The 19,986-nt window shown below is 42.2% G+C and carries 19 protein-coding genes and 1 pseudogene; 7 read left to right on the top strand and 13 right to left on the bottom strand.

The genetic code is table 11. The features are described 5' to 3' along the window. The first annotated feature begins 149 nt into the window (after nucleotides 1-149). The gene (gene cobU / locus UH38_RS07685) at nucleotides 150-707 is read left to right on the top strand and encodes a bifunctional adenosylcobinamide kinase/adenosylcobinamide-phosphate guanylyltransferase (protein WP_045054055.1); all 558 of its coding nucleotides are present in this window, start codon (nucleotides 150-152) and stop codon (nucleotides 705-707) included. A 107-nt stretch (nucleotides 708-814) separates the two neighbouring features. On the opposite strand, the gene UH38_RS07680 is transcribed toward cobU, so the two are convergent. After that, nucleotides 815-1,744 carry a cobalamin-binding protein gene (locus tag UH38_RS07680; RefSeq protein WP_045054054.1) on the bottom strand — a complete coding sequence of 310 codons (930 nt, stop codon included), beginning with the start codon at nucleotides 1,742-1,744 and terminating at the stop codon, nucleotides 815-817. Nucleotides 1,745-2,397: 653 nt separating this feature from the next. Here UH38_RS07680 and UH38_RS28430 point away from each other — a divergent pair. Further along, a pseudogene (locus tag UH38_RS28430) lies at nucleotides 2,398-4,230 on the top strand (PAS domain S-box protein); the annotation flags it as partial. Further along, nucleotides 4,210-5,748, top strand: a complete 1,539-nt coding sequence (locus UH38_RS28425; protein ID WP_456151166.1) for an ATP-binding protein — start codon at nucleotides 4,210-4,212, stop codon at nucleotides 5,746-5,748. The pseudogene UH38_RS28430 and the gene UH38_RS28425, both read left to right, overlap by 21 nt. 1 nt (nucleotide 5,749) lies before the next feature. Here UH38_RS28425 and UH38_RS07670 read toward each other — a convergent pair whose 3' ends face one another. The 6 genes from UH38_RS07670 to yqeK form a co-directional block, all read right to left on the bottom strand. Continuing rightward, nucleotides 5,750-8,215, bottom strand: a complete 2,466-nt coding sequence (locus tag UH38_RS07670) for a phospholipid carrier-dependent glycosyltransferase (protein ID WP_045054053.1) — start codon at nucleotides 8,213-8,215, stop codon at nucleotides 5,750-5,752. Nucleotides 8,216-8,236: 21 nt separating this feature from the next. Further along, nucleotides 8,237-8,728, bottom strand: a complete 492-nt coding sequence (locus UH38_RS07665) for a group I intron-associated PD-(D/E)XK endonuclease (protein WP_045054052.1) — start codon at nucleotides 8,726-8,728, stop codon at nucleotides 8,237-8,239. A 442-nt stretch (nucleotides 8,729-9,170) separates the two neighbouring features. Then, a complete protein-coding gene (locus tag UH38_RS07660) occupies nucleotides 9,171-10,124 on the bottom strand; it encodes an asparaginase (RefSeq protein ID WP_045054051.1) in 954 nt (317 codons plus the stop codon). A gap of 42 nt (nucleotides 10,125-10,166) precedes the next feature. Beyond that, a complete protein-coding gene (locus UH38_RS07655; RefSeq protein WP_045054050.1) occupies nucleotides 10,167-10,667 on the bottom strand; it encodes a CGLD27 family protein in 501 nt (166 codons plus the stop codon). Then, complete coding sequence (gene rsfS / locus UH38_RS07650) at nucleotides 10,660-11,118, bottom strand: ribosome silencing factor (RefSeq protein WP_045054049.1); 459 nt, start codon at nucleotides 11,116-11,118, stop codon at nucleotides 10,660-10,662. Before rsfS ends, UH38_RS07655 begins: the two co-directional genes overlap by 8 nt. A 153-nt stretch (nucleotides 11,119-11,271) precedes the next feature. Then, complete coding sequence (gene yqeK / locus UH38_RS07645; RefSeq protein ID WP_082065335.1) at nucleotides 11,272-11,898, bottom strand: bis(5'-nucleosyl)-tetraphosphatase (symmetrical) YqeK; 627 nt, start codon at nucleotides 11,896-11,898, stop codon at nucleotides 11,272-11,274. Between the two features lie 36 nt (nucleotides 11,899-11,934). On the opposite strand from yqeK, the gene UH38_RS07640 reads away from it, so the two are divergent. Then, nucleotides 11,935-12,726, top strand: a complete 792-nt coding sequence (locus UH38_RS07640) for a 7-carboxy-7-deazaguanine synthase QueE (RefSeq protein WP_045054048.1) — start codon at nucleotides 11,935-11,937, stop codon at nucleotides 12,724-12,726. Between the two features lie 696 nt (nucleotides 12,727-13,422). Then, the gene (locus UH38_RS07635; RefSeq protein WP_045054047.1) at nucleotides 13,423-14,124 is read left to right on the top strand and encodes an acyltransferase; all 702 of its coding nucleotides are present in this window, start codon (nucleotides 13,423-13,425) and stop codon (nucleotides 14,122-14,124) included. On the opposite strand, the gene UH38_RS07630 is transcribed toward UH38_RS07635, so the two are convergent. The 3 genes from UH38_RS07630 to UH38_RS07620 are packed head-to-tail and all read right to left on the bottom strand — an operon-like array spanning nucleotide 14,121 to nucleotide 16,267. Continuing rightward, the gene (locus tag UH38_RS07630) at nucleotides 14,121-15,656 is read right to left on the bottom strand and encodes an FAD-dependent oxidoreductase (RefSeq protein ID WP_045054046.1); all 1,536 of its coding nucleotides are present in this window, start codon (nucleotides 15,654-15,656) and stop codon (nucleotides 14,121-14,123) included. The two genes, UH38_RS07635 and UH38_RS07630, sit on opposite strands and share 4 nt — an antisense overlap. A 48-nt stretch (nucleotides 15,657-15,704) precedes the next feature. Continuing rightward, entirely contained in the window at nucleotides 15,705-16,004 is a 300-nt protein-coding gene (locus tag UH38_RS07625; RefSeq protein WP_045054045.1) for a type II toxin-antitoxin system RelE/ParE family toxin, read from the bottom strand. After that, nucleotides 16,001-16,267: a ribbon-helix-helix domain-containing protein gene (locus tag UH38_RS07620; RefSeq protein WP_045054044.1), complete on the bottom strand. Its 267-nt coding sequence runs from the start codon at nucleotides 16,265-16,267 to the stop codon at nucleotides 16,001-16,003. The genes UH38_RS07625 and UH38_RS07620 overlap by 4 nt, the downstream gene beginning before the upstream one ends. 60 nt (nucleotides 16,268-16,327) lie before the next feature. On the opposite strand from UH38_RS07620, the gene UH38_RS07615 reads away from it, so the two are divergent. Further along, nucleotides 16,328-16,606 (top strand): hypothetical protein, encoded by a 279-nt coding sequence (locus UH38_RS07615; RefSeq protein WP_144405645.1) that lies wholly within the window; start codon nucleotides 16,328-16,330, stop codon nucleotides 16,604-16,606. Between the two features lie 26 nt (nucleotides 16,607-16,632). Here the strand turns inward: UH38_RS07615 and UH38_RS07610 are convergent, their stop codons facing one another. After that, nucleotides 16,633-17,010: a hypothetical protein gene (locus tag UH38_RS07610; protein ID WP_045054042.1), complete on the bottom strand. Its 378-nt coding sequence runs from the start codon at nucleotides 17,008-17,010 to the stop codon at nucleotides 16,633-16,635. Nucleotides 17,011-17,054: 44 nt separating this feature from the next. Next, entirely contained in the window at nucleotides 17,055-19,004 is a 1,950-nt protein-coding gene (gene uvrC, locus UH38_RS07605) for an excinuclease ABC subunit UvrC (RefSeq protein ID WP_200892338.1), read from the bottom strand. A gap of 331 nt (nucleotides 19,005-19,335) precedes the next feature. Between uvrC and UH38_RS07600 the strand changes: the two genes are divergently transcribed. After that, on the top strand, nucleotides 19,336-19,530 hold the full coding sequence (locus UH38_RS07600; protein WP_235355125.1) for a hypothetical protein: 195 nt from the start codon (nucleotides 19,336-19,338) through the stop codon (nucleotides 19,528-19,530). A gap of 10 nt (nucleotides 19,531-19,540) precedes the next feature. On the opposite strand, the gene UH38_RS07595 is transcribed toward UH38_RS07600, so the two are convergent. Then, nucleotides 19,541-19,978: a response regulator gene (locus UH38_RS07595; RefSeq protein ID WP_045054040.1), complete on the bottom strand. Its 438-nt coding sequence runs from the start codon at nucleotides 19,976-19,978 to the stop codon at nucleotides 19,541-19,543. Nucleotides 19,979-19,986: the final 8 nt, after the last annotated feature.

Raw genomic sequence — 19,986 nt, 5'->3', positions numbered from 1 at the left:
AATTAAAGACTATTTGATTGATAACCCGATAGCAAGCTGCTGGTGCAAACTAAATTTTTGGTTATTGTACTGCTGATAAGGTAGTTAATTCTATCTACGCTCGACAATTAAAATAAAATGTCTTTCCGTAGAAAAGTAGTCTCCATCTAATGAGTATTATTCTAGTAACAGGACCAGCTAGATCGGGAAAAAGCGAATGGGCAGAAAGTTTAGCTACAAAGTCTAGCAAATCGGTTATTTATTTAGCAACTGCTCAAGTAGATAGTAGCGATCGCGAATGGGTAAAGCGCATCGCGCAGCACAAAAGCCGCCGCCCGCAAAGTTGGCAAACTTGCGAAGTACCACATCTAGGCTTAATTGAGGCGATCGCCAATGCACCTGTCTCTAGCTGTTTGTTGATTGATTCTTTGGGTACTTGGGTAGCTAATCTACTAGCTGAGGATGATGTTAGCTGGCAAGAATCCATGCAAAGTCTACTGCTGACATTACAGCAAGTTCAAGCCCAAGATGTAATTTTAGTAGCCGAAGAGACAGGCTGGGGAGTAGTGCCAGCATATCCCAGCGGGCGTGTATTCCGCGATCGCTTAGGCAATTTAGTCCGGCGTATCGGTGCGATCGCCCAAGCCGTTTATCTTGTTACAGGTGGTTACGCCCTTAACCTTACTAGCCTCGGTACTCCTTTAAATCAGCGACTAAATAATTCGTAATTCGTAATTCGTAATTTAAGAGGGCGTGCAGCTTTGCGGCTTGACCAGTTAATTTGTTAAAGACTAATATAATTTTCCTCCTTGTCTCCCCTGTTTCTTTGTCTCCCCTACTCCAATCTCTCCCAACCTTTTCCGCGATAACTGTAGGCGAAAATTTCTGGATGCAAAATTTCTGCCAAAATCTCTACTGAATCTACTAACCTTGGTCCTGGACGGTTGAAGTAGGCATTACCATCAGTAATATAGACTCTACCACTGTGTACGGCTTTGAGACTTTGCCATTTTGGGCGATCGCATAGTGTCATTGATTCAGTGCGAGTTCTTTCTATATCAAAACCACAGGGCATAAAAATAATTGCATCAGGATCGGTGGCTACTAATGTTTCCCAATCTAGTTTAGGAGAATTTTGACCGGAACTAGCAAATAGTGGCTGTCCGCCTGCAAACATAACTAATTCTGGAATCCAATTAGCTGCAATCATTAACGGATCTGTCCACTCAATGCAAGCTACGCTGGGGCGTTCCATTGCTGAGAGCTTTTCTGTTTTTTGCTGGCAAATTTTGACTCTTGCTGCCAAATCTTCTACTAAGCGGTTGGATTCAACACCTAATTCATCAGCTACGCGCTCGATATCAGACCACAAATCGGCGATAATATTTGGTTGCAAGGAAATTATTTTTGGCGAACTGTCGGTAAGCTTGCCAATAGCTTGTTCAACGTCTTGAAGACTTACAGCACATACCTCGCATTGATCTTGAGTCAGAATGTGAGTTGGCGCTAATTGCTGCAAAATATCTGTTTTTATTTCATAAATACTTAAGGCAGATTGCAATACCTCATTTACTTTCTCGTCAATCTGCTTGCTAGGTGCTTGAGAGTTTAAACGGGCTTGCGTGCAAACTGGCAAGGCTTGAATTTCTGGCGGATAATCGCATTCGTGCGATCGCCCCACAAGTGCCTCAGTCAATCCTAATGCAGCAACAATTTCTGTGGCACTAGGGAGCAGCGAAACTATTTTCAACTTGCGATCGCTCATATTTTTTGCCCTTTTACAACATCTATTTTATTGTCAAACTCACAACACCACGCTCTAAACTTCCTTTGCTATCTCTTATTAACTATCTGCATTAGGTAAGTTTCAAACTAAAATATTCTACTTTCCTTGTTTTAAAACCTACTCGTAATACCAATGAAATTTGTAATAATATTATCAATTAACACCACGTAATAATTGTGTTTAATTAAAAATCTGTCTTAAGTAATATTTATTGGCAAATTTATTCAATAATAATATTTTAATGCCCTTCCTTAAAATAATTCAAGTCGATTTTTAGTTCTTCACATATAAACTTATGACCGTGTTAACTCAGAAATTTTACGTACGCAAGTAATAAAAGTTATAGATAAATCGGTATTTTCTAGTATAGGTATTTAAATACAGGAATGTTATTTTGGTAATAGCGATTTTAATTATACAATTGGCAGCATGAGAGGAATAGAGCGAATTTATACAGCTTCAGCAAATCGCTGATGTGTATGCGAGTAAGAATATTTAAGGCTTGGCAACAGTTAGAAAACCAAGTGAAAGGCAAAAGTTCTTATAGCAGTAAGAAAACATAGCATTAGCACATTTAACGAAGGTGTAAGTAAAAACTTGGTTATGTAGTACAGGTGAGAAGGTAGTGGCAAATGGAGTACGTAGGCAAGAAGACTTTGAAACGGAGCGTGAAGATTGCCAACAAGAGAGTCAAGAGTAGCGCAGCCAACTATAGGCATCGCTTATTGAAAGAAATTGCCCTGAAAACTCACTGCGCCCAACCTATAAGCGAGCTACTTAATAGTATAGTTACAGAACTCCAACAAATATTCGCGTTAGATGGCGCGGCTATTTGGCAAATTAACAATATAGAAGGAACTCAAATAGTAGCCCAATCGGGGAATGTAGGAGAAAATGCTGTTAATACTTACGGGCAATGTCTATGTCTCATCCCTAGCTTTCCTCGGCAAAATAACGAAAACTATCCGTTAGAAATATATCCAGTAATTGCAGCACAGTTGATATTACCAATTATTGAGAGTAACAAATTGTGGGGATTGCTGGAGTTAGCGCAATCTAACTGCCGTCAGTGGAAAATAGCGGAAATAAATTTTTTAAACGAACTTGTAGTTCAAATAGCGATCGCCATCCAACTAGGCAGCTTACAAAACCAACTAAACTTAACTCAAAAAGATGTTACAGAACGCCAGCAATTAGTAGCAGACTTAAAATTGTACAAAGAAATTATTGCTAATGCCAACGATGCAATCGCAATTATTGACCCTCAAGGCTACTACTTAGGACAAAACGAAGCTCATCGCTTACTATTGGGTTACTCTGACGAGGAACTTTTAGGCAAAACACCAGCACTTCATTTAGGCGATACAGAGTTCGCGCAAATACTTAGAGTTCTAGAAGAGTGCGGTAGTTATCATGGAGAAGTTTGTAGCATTGCTAAAAATGGCATAGTAAATCCTCTAGACTTATCAACCTTCGCTGTAAAAAGTCGTGAGGGTGAAGTATTGAGTTATGTCGGCATCAAACGCGATATTAAAGAACGCAAGCAAACAGAAGTTACTCAAAGATCCTGCGGGCGATTGCTTGCAGGCGTTGCTCGTGCTACAAATCATCTGCTTACTACTCAAGATTTTTCCTGTGCCATTAACGAATCTCTTGCTAGCTTAGGTAAAGCGTGCGGAGTAGATCGGGTATATATATTTGAAAGTCATAGCGATCGCTTGACAAAAGAACCGTTGATGAGTCGGCGCTTTGAATGGTGTCAATCTCCAGTCGAAGGTCAAATTAATAACCCTATATTCCAAAATTTGCCGTTTGCTTGCTTATTTCCGCGCTGGTACGAGACGCTGACGCAAGGGCAAACTTTAAGCAACTTAGTCCGAAATTTTCCCCCAGACGAGCGGGAAATTTTCCAAGCGCAAAACATCATCTCTGTATTAGCAGTACCAATATTTGTTGCTGGAGAATTTTGGGGATTTATCGGTTTTGATGATTGCCATAGCGATCGCCAATGGACGGAAACCGAACAACTAATTTTAGCAGCCGCCGCCGCTAGCATTGGCAGCGCGATCGTCCACAGACGGACTTTAGCCGCGTTGCACCAAAGCGAACAAAATTACCGCTCGGTAGTAGACAACCTCAAAGAAGTAATTTTTCAGATCGACATAGCAGGCTGCTGGACATTTTTAAATCCTGCTTGGTTAGAAATTACAGGTTACAGCATTGGCGAAAGTATAGGCGAAAACTACTTAAATTACGTTCATCCAGACGATCGCCAACTAAATATCAAGCTATTTGCGCCGCTACTAGAATGCCAAAAAGATTTTTGTCGCAATGAAGTGCGCTATCTAACAGCTAATAGCGGCTACTGTTGGCTAGAAGTTTATGCCCGACCGATTGTAGATAGCGATGGTACAATTATTGGCATTTCCGGCACTCTTAACAACATTACCGAGCAAACATCAGCCGAGGAAGCTTTAGGCAAAAGCGAAGCAAAAAACCGAGCTTTATTAGATGCTATCCCTGACTTAATATTTCGATTGGATAGAAATGGCACAGTATTAGACTTTAAAGCGGCAAAAGATAGCGACTTATATACTACTCCTAGTCAATTTCTCGGCAAACAAATTGAGAATATACTGCCACAAGCCATAGCTCAGCAACTAATGTTACGCATCGAGCGAACATTATCTACTGGCGAACCTCAAGCAGTTGAATATCAGTTGCCAGTTAACGGCAAATTACACGATTACGAAGCGCGAATTGTGGCAAGTGGCGATGACGAAGTAATAAGTATTGTGCGAGACATTACCGATCGCAAACAAATAGAAAGTGCTTTGCGCGACAGGAAAGAAGCCGCAGAAGCGGGAAGTAGAGCAAAAAGTGAGTTTCTCGCAACAATGAGTCACGAACTGCGAACACCTTTAAATGCGATTCTAGGATTGTCGCAGTTATTAGAACAAGAAATTTTTGGTGAAGTTAATGCCAAGCAAAAAGAATATATAAGTTGCATTCATAGCAGCGGCGAACACCTTTTGGCACTTATAAATGACATTCTCGACTTATCCAAAGTAGAAGCAGGAAGAGAAGAACTTACGCGCGTACCTTTAGATGTGAAAGAACTGTCAGATGCTTGTTTGGCATTAGTACGCGATCGCGCTCAAGCCAAAGGACTGCAATTAATTCATCAAATCGATCCGCAAGTTGACACCTGTATAGGTGACGAGCGTCGAGTTAAACAAATGTTACTCAATCTGCTGACAAATGCAGTGAAATTTACTCCAGCAGGCACAGTATCCTTGCGGATTCAACAAGTACCCCAAGGTATTGCTTTTACAGTATCAGATACAGGCATTGGCATCGCTCCAGCGCAAATAAAGTTTTTATTTCAACCGTTCAAACAACTCGACAGCCGCTTAAATCGTCAATATGAAGGAACGGGCTTGGGACTTGCTTTGACACGCAAACTAGCTCAACTACACGGTGGCGACGTAACCGTACAATCAACATTAGGTAAAGGCAGCCAATTCACACTGTTTTTACCAACCGATGCGACAACTGTTTTATCTTGCAACGACGGTGTTTGCAGCGAACAAGAGCAATCGCCACGACTGCAAGCACCCAAACGGATTATGATTGTTGAAGATGATGATTGCACTGCCATGCTATTGCAAGATTATCTAGAAGCGATCGGCTACGAGATTGAATATGCAGCAGATGCGAGTAATTTTTTAGAGCGAGTCAGACGCTTCGCTCCAGATTTAATTCTTTTAGACGTACAACTGCGCGATGAAGTGACAGGCTTAGATTTAATTTGCTGTTTGCGTCAAGAACCAGATTTGAGGCATTTACCAGTAGTAATGGTCACAGCTATGGCAATGGTAGGCGATCGCGATCTATGCTTAGAAGCTGGCGCTGACGATTATCTCAGCAAGCCTTTTGGCATTCCCCAATTAGAGTCAATCTTGATGCGACATTTGCAATAGATTAAAGGGATTTAATTAGAGGTAGATAATGCCAAACTTTAATTAAATTACCCTGCATTAAAGCCGCAATGGCATCAAGAAGTTGCAATTCTTTGATATTGGGGTTAAGTGTTAGCGCCCGATCGATAGATATTTGGGCAAAACGGGGTTGAAAATTGTAGAGACGCACAAACGCTAGATAAGCATGAGCGTAGGGATTTTGCTCGTCTAGCTTAGTTACTTGCTCTAAAGCTGCGATCGCGCCATCAACATCTCTTTGCAGCACCTCTGATAAAGCTAGAGCATAAGCCCAAGCAGGATTTGCTGGTTCTGACTTTAGCCGATATTTCATCGTCAACTCGACTTGTTTGAGGTAGTCTTGAATCGGATCGTACTGATTGATCCGCGCAACTTCGGCAAATATAGACTCAATTACCTTAGTTCCTTGAGGCAAACTTGCAGCTAAAGTTCGTAATTGAGTAGCCAAATCTAATTCTGGCGCTGAAACAGCCTTGCTAGCAGAGTTAATCTCTAACTTCACAGGCGGGACAGAAATTGCATAACTCTCGCCAGTAAATCGGTTTAAATAAGTAGCAGATTTAAGCGTATAAATTCCTGGAGGCGTATCTTGTGGCGGTAGCATCGCCAAGCGTTCGGTAACATGAAACTGGCGATCGCCTTGGAGTGCAGTACCGCTATACAAATTCCCCATACCCAGAGCGCGATCGTGCAACCAGCCAGTAGCATTTTGCTGATTTTCCCAACTTAGCAGCACTAAGCCAGAACGTAGATTGTCCCAAGATCCAGACCATTCATAAGTTACAGGTACAGCTACTCCAGGCGGAGAACTTGCTGGTACAGTAACTTGCGATAGGGCGATCCCCCTGTGTCCACCTTCCTGCACTTCTACAGGAATCACTCGGCGACGATAAAGATTTAAGGTACTATCCGGTAATTGCCAACTACGATCTAATTGAAAATCAGGCGATCGCTCAACAGCAGCTACCATTTTGGCTTGAACATCAGAAACCGAGCCTTGATCCCCTGATTTAGTCAAAAACCAGTTGATACTACGCGCATCTCGATCAATCTGCTTTTCCCTAGTACCCACCTGACGACCATAAACCTGAAAATTCTGCAAAGCGCCAAAATAGTTAAAATTATGTTGATTAAATTCTGCCGTCGAAGGCAACACACCCAAAGTAGAACGTAAATAAGGTTGCTGGCGGACAATTTCCCCAATTACCTGACGATGAGGCAATTCTGGCTTCAAGTAAGCATAATGTTGAGCATAAGGACTAAAAACAGCCGTTAAAGCATTACCCAAACCGCCAACAGGATACAAATTCAGCAACATCAACAACCCAGCAAAACCAAGAGTAACCCAACGAACAGCAGCCAAACGCCCAGCCCAAAACCTCAACCCATAAGCTAGAAACAGCGCCACTACAGGCAAATAAGGCAAAACATAACGACTATCCTTATTTACATTCAAAGAACACAGTAAATAAGCACCCAGCCAAAAAACCATCAACCAACCAAACCGAGCATCAAAAAATTTCTTTTCCCGCCTACGCGATCGCCACCAGCCAAAAAGCAGCCAACCACCAATCGGCACAACCAGCAACAACCAAGAAACCTGATAAGGTAAAACCTGCCAATAATAAGACCAAGCAGCCAAACTATCCAAAGCTGGGTCATTTTCCGCGATCGCCGAATCAATCGTCGCCCGTTTCCCAGAAGTCAACACAAACAGCCAATTAACCCGATACCAAAAACCACAAATCGCCAGCGCCACAACCAAAGCAACCGCTAACTGCAACAGCAGTTTCCAGCGCTTCCCTACAACCGCCTCTACCCCAACCCAAACAATCGGTATCAGCAAAAACAACAAAGCCGTCTGCTTCACCAACAAAGCCACCCCAAACGAAGCCCCAAAAGCGATCGCCCACCACCAAGTCCCTTCTTCTCTTCGCGTCTTGGCAGTTCGTTCTCTCCAAACCGTCAAACACCAAAAACACAAACAAACAACAGCCGCCAGCGGATAATCTAGCAAAAAATCTAATCGCAACCGATAAAGCCCAGGCATAAGCTGACATAATCCAGCAGCCCACAGCCCCACCTCAGCATCAAACAACTCCACTCCCAGCCCATAAACCGCACTCAAAAGCACCCCACTAAACAGTAGATTGACTAGCATAGCTCGATCTACACCAGTACCAACCCAACTTTGAATAGCACCAGCGGCAGTATAAGTAAATGGAGGAATTTTACTAGAAAGCAGCCAAAAACTGCGCCACCAATCACCATCTAGCCAGCGAACTTGCTGCAAAGCGTGCCAATAATTCAAACTTCCCGTCAAATAATCTGCCCGATCCCAATCAGGGACAGCATTATCGAGCGCTAACCACAACAAGTCACCAGCCGCACCCACTAGCCAAATCAGCAGCAATATTCCTAATTGACGGTATTTTATTAACTCAGTCACACAATTGAGTAGCGATTTTCGCTATACAGATTCAATAACAATATTTTCTGGATTAACAAGCGGTGATTCGCAAGCTTCTTTCTGTTTAGCTCTTTGTAATATTAATCCCCAAGCATCACGATAATTTGCAGAACGGGTCTTTCTTTGCCGTTTAGTAGCTTCTACTAAATGAATTTCGCTGCCGTAGCCAATAAATATATCTACTGGGAAAACATAGAATAGATCCAGTTGCTCTATGTATGCTAAAGCAAATTCAAAGTCCGATTGTTTGTATCCTTCTCTAATCATCAATCGCCTATTAGTCTTAGTACGACGGTTATCTACAATATAGTTACTAGAAGGTTCGTCCCACCAAGCATACTTCACCTGAATTTTGATTAGCACCTCATAGACATCAAAGACTAGATCGTAAGCTAGCCTATCTCCTACAGGTTTCAGCACTCCCCAACCACGTTTCAAGGCATGAAGAACTGCGGCTTGCTCTGCTATATCTCCTCTTAGCTTTGTGTCCAATACGTCTAATTAAAGTTTTTCTTAATAACCAGCATAGAACAAAACCCTGCAATCTCTTAGTATTGCAGGGTTTTGTAAATTAAGTGGCGGGAAGTGGATTTGAACCACTGACCTTCGGGTTATGCTTACCATCTACAGCTTTCACTGCCTGGATGAACCAGTTTGTGGTCTGGACTGTCCCTTCACCCTCGGCTTAACCGTTTGGGTGCTTGCCTCCCAGTCTCTACACCTTCTCTATTTCTAGAGCTTGGTTCGGGATTACCGCGCTATTGGCTTCCCCGAATTTGACAAGTAAACGCACATGAATCACTTCATGTACCGCCCATCACAAAACTAACTTTTAAGCGTATAGTTAATCTTGCTTGTTGAGCCCGACGAGCTACCAGGCTGCTCTATCCCGCGCCGCCTTATCTACTATAACCCTTATTATCAAAATTGACAACTAAAGCATAGATAATTCTCCAACTACTTCCAAACGCTTGAATTTGTTTAGCTCCATAAACCTCTCAGACATAGTTTCGGCAACGCTAGGAGTAATCCACCCCATTTGTTGCAACAGATAAATCGCCACAGCACACTTAGCTCGTTTAGCGCCGTCCATTGCCTTAATTGCCAAACCCATACCCTCGCCGATTCTACCGATACACTGGATACCCTCAGCCCCAGCTTTGCTGACAATCTCCCCTTCCGTCAAGCGCATTAATTCGGTATCAAACTCGCCCTCTCCTGCCACCAGTGCCGGATGGTGAGTCATGGCGCGGACAATCCGCTCCATATCTAAACTCATGCCGGAAGCAAGTTGAGCATACAAAGATGCCATTTGGGTTAATTGCAGCAAATAAGTTGGCGCACCGCAGTCATCGCGGGCGTGAATAAACTCTGCTGCGGGCATCCGCAGCAATTCTGCAACTTTGCCAAAAATTAATTGCTGTACCGGGTGATTGTGCTGCAAGTAGGTATTTAAGGGCCAATGCCTTTGCTGGCATACAGCTAGCATACCTGCGTGCTTGCCCGAACAGTTGTATTGCAGCGAACTACTTCTACCTTCAGGGATAGGACATTGCAGGGCAGAAGCATCGATATCAGCCCGCCAGAGAATATTAAAGACTTGACGCACCTGCTCTATACTCCCTTTGTGGGAACTACAGATAATTGCTAAGTCTCGGTCATTTAAGTTGTAGCGCTCTAGAGTTCCAGTTGTAGTTACGCCCAAAGCCTGAAATGGCTTCAGCGCCGATCGCACAAATGTAGCCGTTTCCGCATTGCCAGCAACGGATAAAACCCGCCCTCGGTCATCGCAAACAACAGCTTGGACTAGATGCCTCGATTCGATAATGCCTTCACGCAGTAACCTGACTTCAAGTTCTGCCGTTTGAGTTCGTTTTCCCCTTGTCATGGGTAAAAATGTATCATTTGCGCTGACGCGATCGCTAAAGTTTTATAAAAAATTCCAAACAAAAATACCCGCACCTAGCATCAAGGCAAAACCAATAAAAGTTTTGTGCAGTCTGTGCAAAATTGGCTGAACTTGATAGGTGACAATTAAGCGATCGCGGGTTAGTATTTCTTCTGGTTTAGTCCAGGTTTGACCGTCATACCAGCCCGACTCTTCATAAAAAATTGTCGAGTTGACCAAGCGACTTTTTACATAAGACCAACCTAAATACATTCGTACCAATACTAACAGTACGCCCACACTCGCCCCCGCACCACCGCACAGGATAAATTGAGCAATATATTTATGGGGAGCAAAGCTAGCAGCGGCTACAGGTCCAGCTATTAGCCACGATATACCCCACAGCCAAGCAAGTTTAGTTACATATTGCTGCCAAGTTAAAGTACAAGTCTTAAAAAAGACTGATTCTTTCAATTCTTCGTACTCATTTAGGGGTTGCTGTTCTGTAGGTACGGGGCAAACTGCTAGCGTTGACTCAATCATATTTTTCATCCCCTAGCGCGATGTCATCAGGCAACTCAATTTTTTCGGCATGACCCCAGAATGCTTCTAGATTGTAAAATTCTCGCTCTTTAGCCATCATGATATGCACCATGACATCGCCATAATCTTGCAGCACCCACGTTCCCTCAGCTTTGCCTTCGGAGCGCAAGGGGCGGCGGAGAAAATTCTCTTCTACCTTGTCTTCTACTGCTTGGGCGATCGCTCGTACCTGCACCCTAGAGTAGCCTGTTGCTAATACAAAATAGTCAGCTAGGTAAGATACTTCTGCTACTTTGAGCAATACTATGTCTCCAGCTTTACGGTCTGCGGCGGCACTTGCTACGCTCAAGGCTAGTTCTCTACTTTCATCTAAGCCTTCTTGAGCCGAGGTGGAAGTATTGGCAGCCACAAATACTGATGAAGGTAAATTTGCTTGGGGGTAATCTGACATCAAACCTCAAAAAGTTTATTTATATTGCAATTCAATCGGACAAATCAAAGGCAATAATTATGAGAAAGTTTTTCTGCATCCTAGCAAAAATCAAGTATTTATGCAGAAATTGAGCGGCTAGCGTTGAGGAATTTAATATTTGCGATTCAAAATCTACAAAGTGCTTGGTTGTTTCTCTTTGGCTGCTTGCAAAAAACAGTTGCGGGTAGCAATTGTCCGAGGATGAATTAAGCAGTGAGTATCTAGTAAGAACTTCAAGGAGTAGTCACAGGTCAACCAAACAGCCTTAGCCAAATTTTGATAGCTAACTTGCCGCAAACTCTCTAACTCAGGAGTATTGCCGCGCCCAGGTTCTAGAGTATCTGCTAAAAATACGATACAGCTAAGTTTATCCATGCCTGGTCTACCTAAAGTGTGATTGGCGATCGCACTCAATATTTCGGCATCGTTTACGCCAAAGGTATCTCTAGCAACGATCGCGCTGACATCTGCGTGTAATAAGTGCGGAGTAGCAGCACTGACTGGATCGATATCTATGCCTTCAGTGCGGGCAATTTCCAATAGTAGTTGCGGCTTGAAATACTTTGCCAAATCGTGCAGCAAGCCTGCTGCAGCAGCTTTTTGTCTATCTACTTGATAATGACAAGCAAGCTCTATTGCCATTTGTTCTACACCGAGGATGTGAGCGATGCGAGATTGAGGTACGCGACTTCTTAACCAAGTTAATACGCGATCGCGGTCAATGGTATGAGACTCCAAGCTATGGTTAAAAGATGACACTATAACAGTTTTTGTAAGTATATTTTTCCATTTTAAATGAATATAAATACCGACCGTACAGCCAGATTAATCGAAGTTTTCTCTGCAATTCAAGGGGAAGGACTCAATGTCGGTACTCGTCAAATATTTATCCGCTTTGCCATTTGTGACTTGCGCTGCAGTTATTGCGATAGCGCTCATACTTGGGTAGCTTCCGATGAGTGTCGAGTAGAAATGACACCAGGATTGCGCGATTTTGCCATGCATCCCAATCCTGTAGATACCGATACTCTATTAGCTTGGGTTGAGCGTCAAAATGTCCCAGGTTTGCACGATAGTATCAGCCTTACAGGCGGAGAGCCGTTGCTCCATGCACCATTTTTAAAGCAATTTTTGCCTCAAGTGCGACTAGCTACTGGTTTACCTATATATTTAGAAACTGGCGGTCATCGTCCCGCCCAATTACAGACTATTTTGCCTTATTTAGACTCGGTAGGTATGGATATAAAATTACCTAGCGTCAGCGGTGAGGAGCATTGGGAGGAACACGCCAAATTTTTGCAAGCTTGCGTGCGATCGCAAGTAGAAGTATTTATTAAGATAATTGTTTCTCAACAAACTGATACCGCCGATTTAGAACGCGCTGCTCAATTAGTAGCTGCTGTTAGTCCAGAAATTCCAGTGTTTTTGCAACCAGTAACTCCTTTAGACTCAGAATCGCACCCTAACAAAGAATTGATATTAGCTCCAACACCCGCACAGGTGTTAGATTGGCAAGCACAGATGAAACGCGCTCTCAAGTCTGTCCGCGCCATCCCGCAGACGCATAAAATGCTCAATCAACTTTAAGCGATCGCTAATATCTCGATAGATTGTTGCTCTCATCGCAGTTTTCGCTTCTTTTGCAGCAATTACTAAACTTCTTGCAAAAGTAGGCAACGCTCTGTAAATTAGCAATCCGATCCCCCTGGAGTCCCCCTTGTCCGTTGAAATTATAGACTTATGCAACAGGTCTACTTTGCCCTGGGGCGAGAAGTTTCTTTATGATTTCTTTATAATTTCCCTCGGTGGTAGTACGGATATCTTTATCTAAACTTCATAAAGTTACTGACTTGAATTGTTAAGATTACCTTTAAGTGGGTGGATAGTAGAAAAGGGATTGTAAGTTGGTTTTTTCTATTGCCAGGAAAATAATTAATTATAGAAATTGGATGCAAGAAAGTAGACATGGCATCCGAGGTAGTCTTTATATAATTGCGCTGATGGCGGACTTAAATGTAATGTCTAATGTTGGGGATTGTCCGCCATAAGTAGAACAAATAGTAGTTACAAATTTAAGTTATTTGATATATTTTCCGATAAAATTTGCACAAAATTAATTTGCAAAAGCAATTACTATTTTTATGCAAAGTATCTGGGCAAAAATATGTCTAATTCTAGGTAACGATATAGCTACTTACAAAATTTAAACGCACTGGAAAGGCGATCGCGCTCAAACAAATAAAGAAGTCATAACCGCAAACTATAGTTGGGAGTCTGAAAATTATGCCAATTAAAGAATCTACAAGATTGATGCGGATTAAAGAACTTTTACTGACTACTTGTGTGGACTGGATTCCTACTATTGCTTTGGGAGTATTAATCAGAAATATAGCATACCGCTTTATCTTTAAAAAGCAAGAAGGCTCAGTTTATATACAAGACGGCGCTGAATTTATTGGCGCTCATAATATTGAAATTGGTGCTGGAACTTCAGTTTCTCGTGGCGTTCGGATTGCGCTCAGGTGTGCCAAAAATAGCATGAATCTCGGCTCTAGCGTCACCCTCGAACATGGCGTTGATATTAGAAGCGCAGGTAGTGATTGCTCGATTGAAATTGGCGATCGCACATTTGTTGGACCCTATGTATGCGTGACAGGTCCAGGTAATATCAAAATTGGTAAAGACTGTATGATTGCAGCGCACAGTGCGATCGCTGCTAATAATCACAATTTTGCCGATCCTACCAAGAAAATCAACAAACAAGGCATTACTCGTCAGGGAATTGCGATCGGGGATGATTGTTGGCTGGGTTTTGGTGTAAAAATTCTCGATGGAGTTACTATTGGGCAAGGCAGCGTTATCGGCGCAGGTTCAGTAGTAACCAAAAGTATTCCGCCTTACTCAATCGCGGTTGGCGTACCAGCACGAGTGATTCGCAGTCGCCAGCCTATAGAACACGATTTGACAAGTTTGATGGCAAGTTAGTAGTCGTTACCAGCACCATACTGCCAAGAGTCCAACCAGCGGTAATAATAATATTGCTGTTGGGGTGACAAGTTTTTCACCGTTGGCTCTAGTTTTACGCCTAGCTGATATAAAGCTGTATAAATTCCTAAATTGATGTAATGGATAGTCCAATCTATTAAGCTAACAAATCCAACTTGGGGAATAATTTGAGCAATTAATTGGGGATGGTTGAGGGCAGTTTTTATTAGAGTTTGCGTTAAGGCTGGAAACTGGACTACATCTTGCAAAAAAGGCTTTAATACTGGTTCGCCTAATTGTTGCATTTCTAAAAATACTGCTGAAAGTAGCTGATTAATTTGATTCGAGTCCAGTTTTTGCTCGATATCTGCTCTCATTGCCTTTTGGAACAACCAAGTAACGCTCAAACTCGGTTGATAAGGTTGCAGTAGTGCTAATGCTGACGATGATAATTGCTCTGTAGTGAGTGCTGCATCAATTCCCAATGTCAAACGCTTGAGGTGACGTACCATCGCACCAAAGCCACCAAAACTTAAGGGCGATTGACTACCGCTACTATCTCCAACTGGTAAAATTCGGTTCCAAGGGAAATGTAGAGGGCTACGGCGGTATGCTGGGAAAAACCCAAACAGCGCTCGTTTTAGTTGCAATTGCTCGATATTTACACCTTGATATTCTGGCAGCAAACGTAAATACTCGGCAAATAAGTCTTCTAAACCTAGATGCTGGGGATCTGCATCCATGTAGGTAAATAGATATGTAGTTCTCCCATCTCGCGCTGGAAAAGCTTCCCAAAAGTATTGACAGTGATTTTGGATAGGAGTAAATGAGGCTAACAAGTCGCCTGTAGTATTTTGAGTAAATCCTTGAGCGCAACTACCCACTACTAAACATATACCATCTGGTTTTTGTCCTTGTCTGGCTTGCTGGACTATAGGCGAAAAATGCCCCATAGCATCTACGAGCAAGCGAGTTTTGAATGTGTCGGCTACTAAAACGCCGTTGGGGTGAACTACTGCTGTACTAAATGGAGTGTTTTCAAACAAACTACCGCCAGCAGCTAAAAATTTAGTTTTTAAGGTTTCCAAGAGATAGACAGGATCTACGCCGATATTGAGAACGTCGTTTACCCATACTTCTGTACCGCCAAAAAAGCTGACACGAGCGGGATTGTATTGAGTGGCGATCGCTTTTTTTAATTCTTCTTCGCTAAGTAAGTCTAATTCAACAAATACCTCTAATTCCGAGCGCGATATATTCCATTCTTGCTCTCTACCGCGCAAAATTCCCCGTTCTAGCAAAGCTACTCGCCAGCCTCGCTTCACCAATGCATAGCCAATAATAATTCCTAATGTGCCACCACAAATAACTACATCCCAATCTATATTTTCTAGCGGTACGTCGCTTTGAGTTACTACTTGGGGAATAGGTGTAGTATTTTCTCGTAAGGATTTTAGCAGGCGATCGCTTTTTCGCAAGCCCCCTAAGACATCTCCTGGCAATTTTTGTAAGACTTCTTCAACTAAGCTCATTATCGAAATACTGATTATTTAGAGATAGTTAACTTAAATCTAATGTCACTACTCATCTTCCGTAAATAAAGTTTTTAGATTGCGTTTACCGTTAACAACTCGCATAATTTCAATACGGGTATCTTGAACTCGATAAAAAATAATAAATCCTTCTAGTGGCAAACCTCGCAAGTCGGAACGAATATGAGCATACCTCCTTCCCATAAAAGGAAATTGTGCTAGTTGCTGACATTTTTGATTAAAAGCCTCAAACCAACGCTCTCCTGCTTCGACATTACTTAGAAAAAAATAATTGCTGATTTCGTCTAAGTCGCTACTGGCTTCAGGTGCTATGGTATAGCGACTCATCCTCTATCCTCACGCGCGTGGCGGAATTTATCTAAAATACTATTAACTACTTGTTCGCCGTCAAGTCCTTCTCCTCGATCCAATGATGCGGCTGCCGCATCTACCTTCGCACGAGTGTCAACCACCCACTGTTCGTAAGCTTCATCTTGTTCTTCTAACAAATGCAAGGCAGCTTCAACCACATCATCTACGCTTTGGTATTTACCACTTTGGAGCTTTGCTTGAATAAACTGCTCTTGCTCTGAGTTTAAGGTAATGTGCATACAAAAAAATTGCTATTGTTTACTAATATCATAGAGTATTCATTGTTCTTAGCTCTTGCTATGAAGTTAGTTTGGCGATTTGAGCCTGTAAAAGTTGAATTTCACTTAGATAATGGTTATACAAAAATTGTTTTTCAGCGTTTAGTTAGCTTAGAGATGTTAGATGGAGATTGGTTTACTGATATTCCTACAATTTGGATTCCACTAAATTTACGCCAAATAGGGTCAGTTTTTTTGCTTTCATGGCAGAGTAGTTACGCTCCAGGTAATATAGCTGATGTGTTCGCCGCCTACAGCAACTTACCAGTCGTTGAACTTAAATGCGATGACTTTTGGTAGCTAATAAAAAATTAACTTGGGTACATTTAATTTGTTAGCCCAAAAACCTTCGCAAAACCGCCTAATACAGCTATGATTAAACCGATAATTACGCCGCGATTGATAAACTCTTGAGTATCTACTCGCTTGGATATGCCATCAACTTTTTCTGCTAAAACCTCTACTTCTCCTTTTAAAGAATTTTCCACTCTAGTTAAGTCTGTTCTCAATTCACCAAAACCTGCATTCATAGATGACCTCAAAGCGCCATTATCTTCAGCTACTTTTATTTTGAAACTACTCAGGTCTTCGCTAACTTTATCAATCTTTTCATCTAGCCTGTCTATTTTGGTGTCTAGCTTGTCAAATCTGCCTTCTAGTCTTGTGAGTATCTCTTTTAAGTCATATTCAATCGTGTCAGCCATCTTGTTTACTTCGTTGATTTAAAAATATAGATAGGAATTTCATCTTAGGCAGGATGAAAGTAATTGTATATTTCTTGGGCTAAATGCGGACCGATTCCTGGCGCTTGTGCTAGCTGTTCTAGAGAGGCTTGGCGGATGTAATCGATAGAGCGAAAATGTGCTAGCAATTGTTTTTGTCTGTGGTATCCCAAACCAGGAATTTCGTCTAAACGCGATCGCTTTAATTTATCGCTTCTTTGTTGTCTGTGAAATGTCACGGCAAATCTATGTGCTTCATCTCTTAAGCGCCGCAATAATTGCACTCCTGGCTGTTCTGCTTCTGTTTCTATCGGTTGAGATTCTCCAGGCAAAAATATCTCTTCCCGTTGCTTGGCTAGACTAACTACTCGCAATTCATCTAGCAAATTCATCTCTTGCAATTGGGCGACTACTGAGGACAATTGCCCTTTACCGCCATCTATCATCACTAAATCGGGCCAATCAGGATTGCCTACTCTTGGTAGTTGCGGATCTTCTGCGTACTTGCGAAAACGGCGGCGGATGACTTCAGCAAGACTCGCAAAGTCATCGGAATGACCTGCTGTAACTGTGGGATTTTTAATTTTGTAGTGGCGGTAATATTGCTTGGCTGGCAATCCATCTATAAATACTACTTGCGAAGCGACGGCGTTTGAGCCTTGAATGTGTGATATATCGTAGCCTTCGATCCGGCGCGGTAAATCGGGCAAGTCTACAATTGCGGCTAAATCTTCCATTGCTTGAGTATTGCGATCGCTTAATTTCTGCGTCCTTTGCAACTCATACTCAGCGTTGCGTTCTACCATCTCGATCAATTCTGCCTTAGTTGCCCGCTGCGGCGCAACAATTGTGACTTTTCGCCCTTTGCGATCGCTCAATACTTCTGCTAGCATCTCTGCTTGCGGTAATTCGTGCTGAACTAAGATTTCTGTGGGTATTTCCACATCGTCGGCAGTTTGATAGTGTTCTTCTAATACCCTTTGTAAAATTGCTCCTGGTTCGGCGTGTGCGTCGGCGACAAATCCTAGTCGCCCAACTAATTGCCCCGCGCGAATTTGAAATAATTGAATGCAGGCGTGTTGTTCGTTGGCTGCAAGGGCGATCGCATCTCGCGATACTGTATCATCGGGCAAGGATACTTTTTGATTGGCATTTAGCGATCTAAGTCCGGCTATTTGATCGCGAATTCGCGCTGCTGATTCAAAGTTCATTTCTTCAGCAGATTTATGCATTTGCTCGGTCAAAATTTCGATTAGTTCTTGCGATCGCCCTTGGAATACCATTGCTACTTTTTGCACTGTTTTACGGTATTCTTCTGGCGTAATTAATTTTTGACATACCCCAGGGCAGCGCCCCATATCGTAGTTCAAACAAGGGCGATCTTTAAATAGTGGTTGCGGACGTTGCTTGAGGGCAAAAATTCGTTTTGATAAGCGTAATATGTTTCTCAGTAAACCTGAATCTGTATATGGTCCGTAAAATTTATCTTTTTCTTTGCCGATGCGGCGGTTGCGGGTAATAAATATGCGTGGATAGTCTTCCGACCAAGTGACGCACACGTAGGGATATTTTTTATCGTCTTTGAGTAGGACGTTGAAATAGGGCTGATGTTGTTTAATTAAATTTGCTTCGAGCGCTAATGCCTCAGACTCGGTATCAGTAACGATAAATTCAATTTCTGTTACTTGTCTTACCATCATGGCAATGCGATCGCTCAATTTCTGTGCCTGGCGGAAATAAGATCGCACGCGCGATCGCAATTTGCGCGATTTGCCTATATACATAATGCGATCGCTTTTGTCGCGCATCAAATAAACGCCTGGTTCTGGGGGAATTTCTTTGAGACGCGCTGCTAGTCGTTCGGGATCTTTTACCAATGGTAGTTGAATGCGATCGGCGTTTGGGGCGATCGCGGTATTTGCTGGTGTTTCTGAGGGGAACCGATTTAAATCTGGCAAGGTCGTGTTTATTGTCATGACACTTTTTTAGCAGCAGCGTTCAATTTCCACGCTAGCCTACAGTATGGTTTTTACTAGCAAAGATGAATATTTATCGCCATATATTTTCAATTACCGTACGCTGGTAAAATCACTGACATATTTTTGAACGTAAGTGCTACTATATACCATTATCATCTATCTGTAAGTGCTATAATATACACACACTTATTTTTGTAAAGTTGGGGTCAATTTTTAAGATTAAAGGATGAATTTACGGCAATTGAGGCTAATTTTTAGGGGCGATCGGATTAGAGTAGTCTAAGGAGCTAAAACTTACAAGTTTTACTGTTTCAGTAACATTATATTAGTGCAACTACTACTTATGAATTTAGACGAATTTGAAACTCAATATCGTACGGCGATTGAAAACAATCTCAATCAACTACAAACGGCAGTATTATTAATTGCTCAACTTGAGACTATTGTAACTAATGTAGGTCAGGATTTACAGAATCTTACCTTGACATTTGAAGAATATGTAGATAGCCAAAGAAATAAGTAAGAGAAGTAAGCTAATCTTTTAGTTCATGGCTTAATTGATCGTAAATAGCCGTTTTAAGCTCTGTTAGGTCTACAGGTTTAATAAAATATCGGCACGCACCTAAGTTAAAAGCTCGTTGTCTATCCATCCTAAAAGCAAAGGCAGAAACAATAATTACAGGAATGTGCTGGAGGTTTGGTTTTGCTTTTAGTTGCTCTAATAAGGTGTAGCCATCGATACCAGGTAGCTTTAAATCTAACAAAATCAAGTCAGGCTGAAATCTAGCTATTTCCTCAAAAAATTTATCTGCGGTAGGAAGACTTAGCACTTGATAGCCGCAAAAACCTAGATAGTCCTCAAGCATAAGTCGATTAAGGCTATTATCTTCAACTATTAATATTCGCTTACGGCTGCTACCTGTGGGTGAGACTGCACCGAACTTTGCTTGGGTTTCTCGATTACTACTCAAGAGTTTGT

Origin of the sequence: Aliterella atlantica CENA595, from assembly GCF_000952155.1 — a bacterium.
Taxonomy (GTDB): Bacteria; Cyanobacteriota; Cyanobacteriia; order Cyanobacteriales; family Chroococcidiopsidaceae; genus Aliterella; species Aliterella atlantica.
Note: the sequence above shows the minus strand (reverse complement) of the source record. Positions and strands in the feature narration are given on the sequence as shown.

What these genes read in the sequence shown, in the direction of transcription:
- cobU (WP_045054055.1), top strand. Translation starts at nt 150, where the DNA reads ATGAGTATTATTCTAGTAACAGGACCAGCTAGATCGGGAAAAAGCGAA.
- UH38_RS07680 (WP_045054054.1), bottom strand. Translation starts at nt 1,744, where the DNA reads ATGAGCGATCGCAAGTTGAAAATAGTTTCGCTGCTCCCTAGTGCCACA.
- UH38_RS07660 (WP_045054051.1), bottom strand. Translation starts at nt 10,124, where the DNA reads ATGACAAGGGGAAAACGAACTCAAACGGCAGAACTTGAAGTCAGGTTA.
- UH38_RS07655 (WP_045054050.1), bottom strand. Translation starts at nt 10,667, where the DNA reads ATGATTGAGTCAACGCTAGCAGTTTGCCCCGTACCTACAGAACAGCAA.
- rsfS (WP_045054049.1), bottom strand. Translation starts at nt 11,118, where the DNA reads ATGTCAGATTACCCCCAAGCAAATTTACCTTCATCAGTATTTGTGGCT.
- UH38_RS07640 (WP_045054048.1), top strand. Translation starts at nt 11,935, where the DNA reads ATGAATATAAATACCGACCGTACAGCCAGATTAATCGAAGTTTTCTCT.
- UH38_RS07635 (WP_045054047.1), top strand. Translation starts at nt 13,423, where the DNA reads ATGCCAATTAAAGAATCTACAAGATTGATGCGGATTAAAGAACTTTTA.
- UH38_RS07630 (WP_045054046.1), bottom strand. Translation starts at nt 15,656, where the DNA reads ATGAGCTTAGTTGAAGAAGTCTTACAAAAATTGCCAGGAGATGTCTTA.
- UH38_RS07625 (WP_045054045.1), bottom strand. Translation starts at nt 16,004, where the DNA reads ATGAGTCGCTATACCATAGCACCTGAAGCCAGTAGCGACTTAGACGAA.
- UH38_RS07620 (WP_045054044.1), bottom strand. Translation starts at nt 16,267, where the DNA reads ATGCACATTACCTTAAACTCAGAGCAAGAGCAGTTTATTCAAGCAAAG.
- UH38_RS07615 (WP_144405645.1), top strand. Translation starts at nt 16,328, where the DNA reads ATGAAGTTAGTTTGGCGATTTGAGCCTGTAAAAGTTGAATTTCACTTA.
- UH38_RS07610 (WP_045054042.1), bottom strand. Translation starts at nt 17,010, where the DNA reads ATGGCTGACACGATTGAATATGACTTAAAAGAGATACTCACAAGACTA.
- uvrC (WP_200892338.1), bottom strand. Translation starts at nt 19,004, where the DNA reads ATGACAATAAACACGACCTTGCCAGATTTAAATCGGTTCCCCTCAGAA.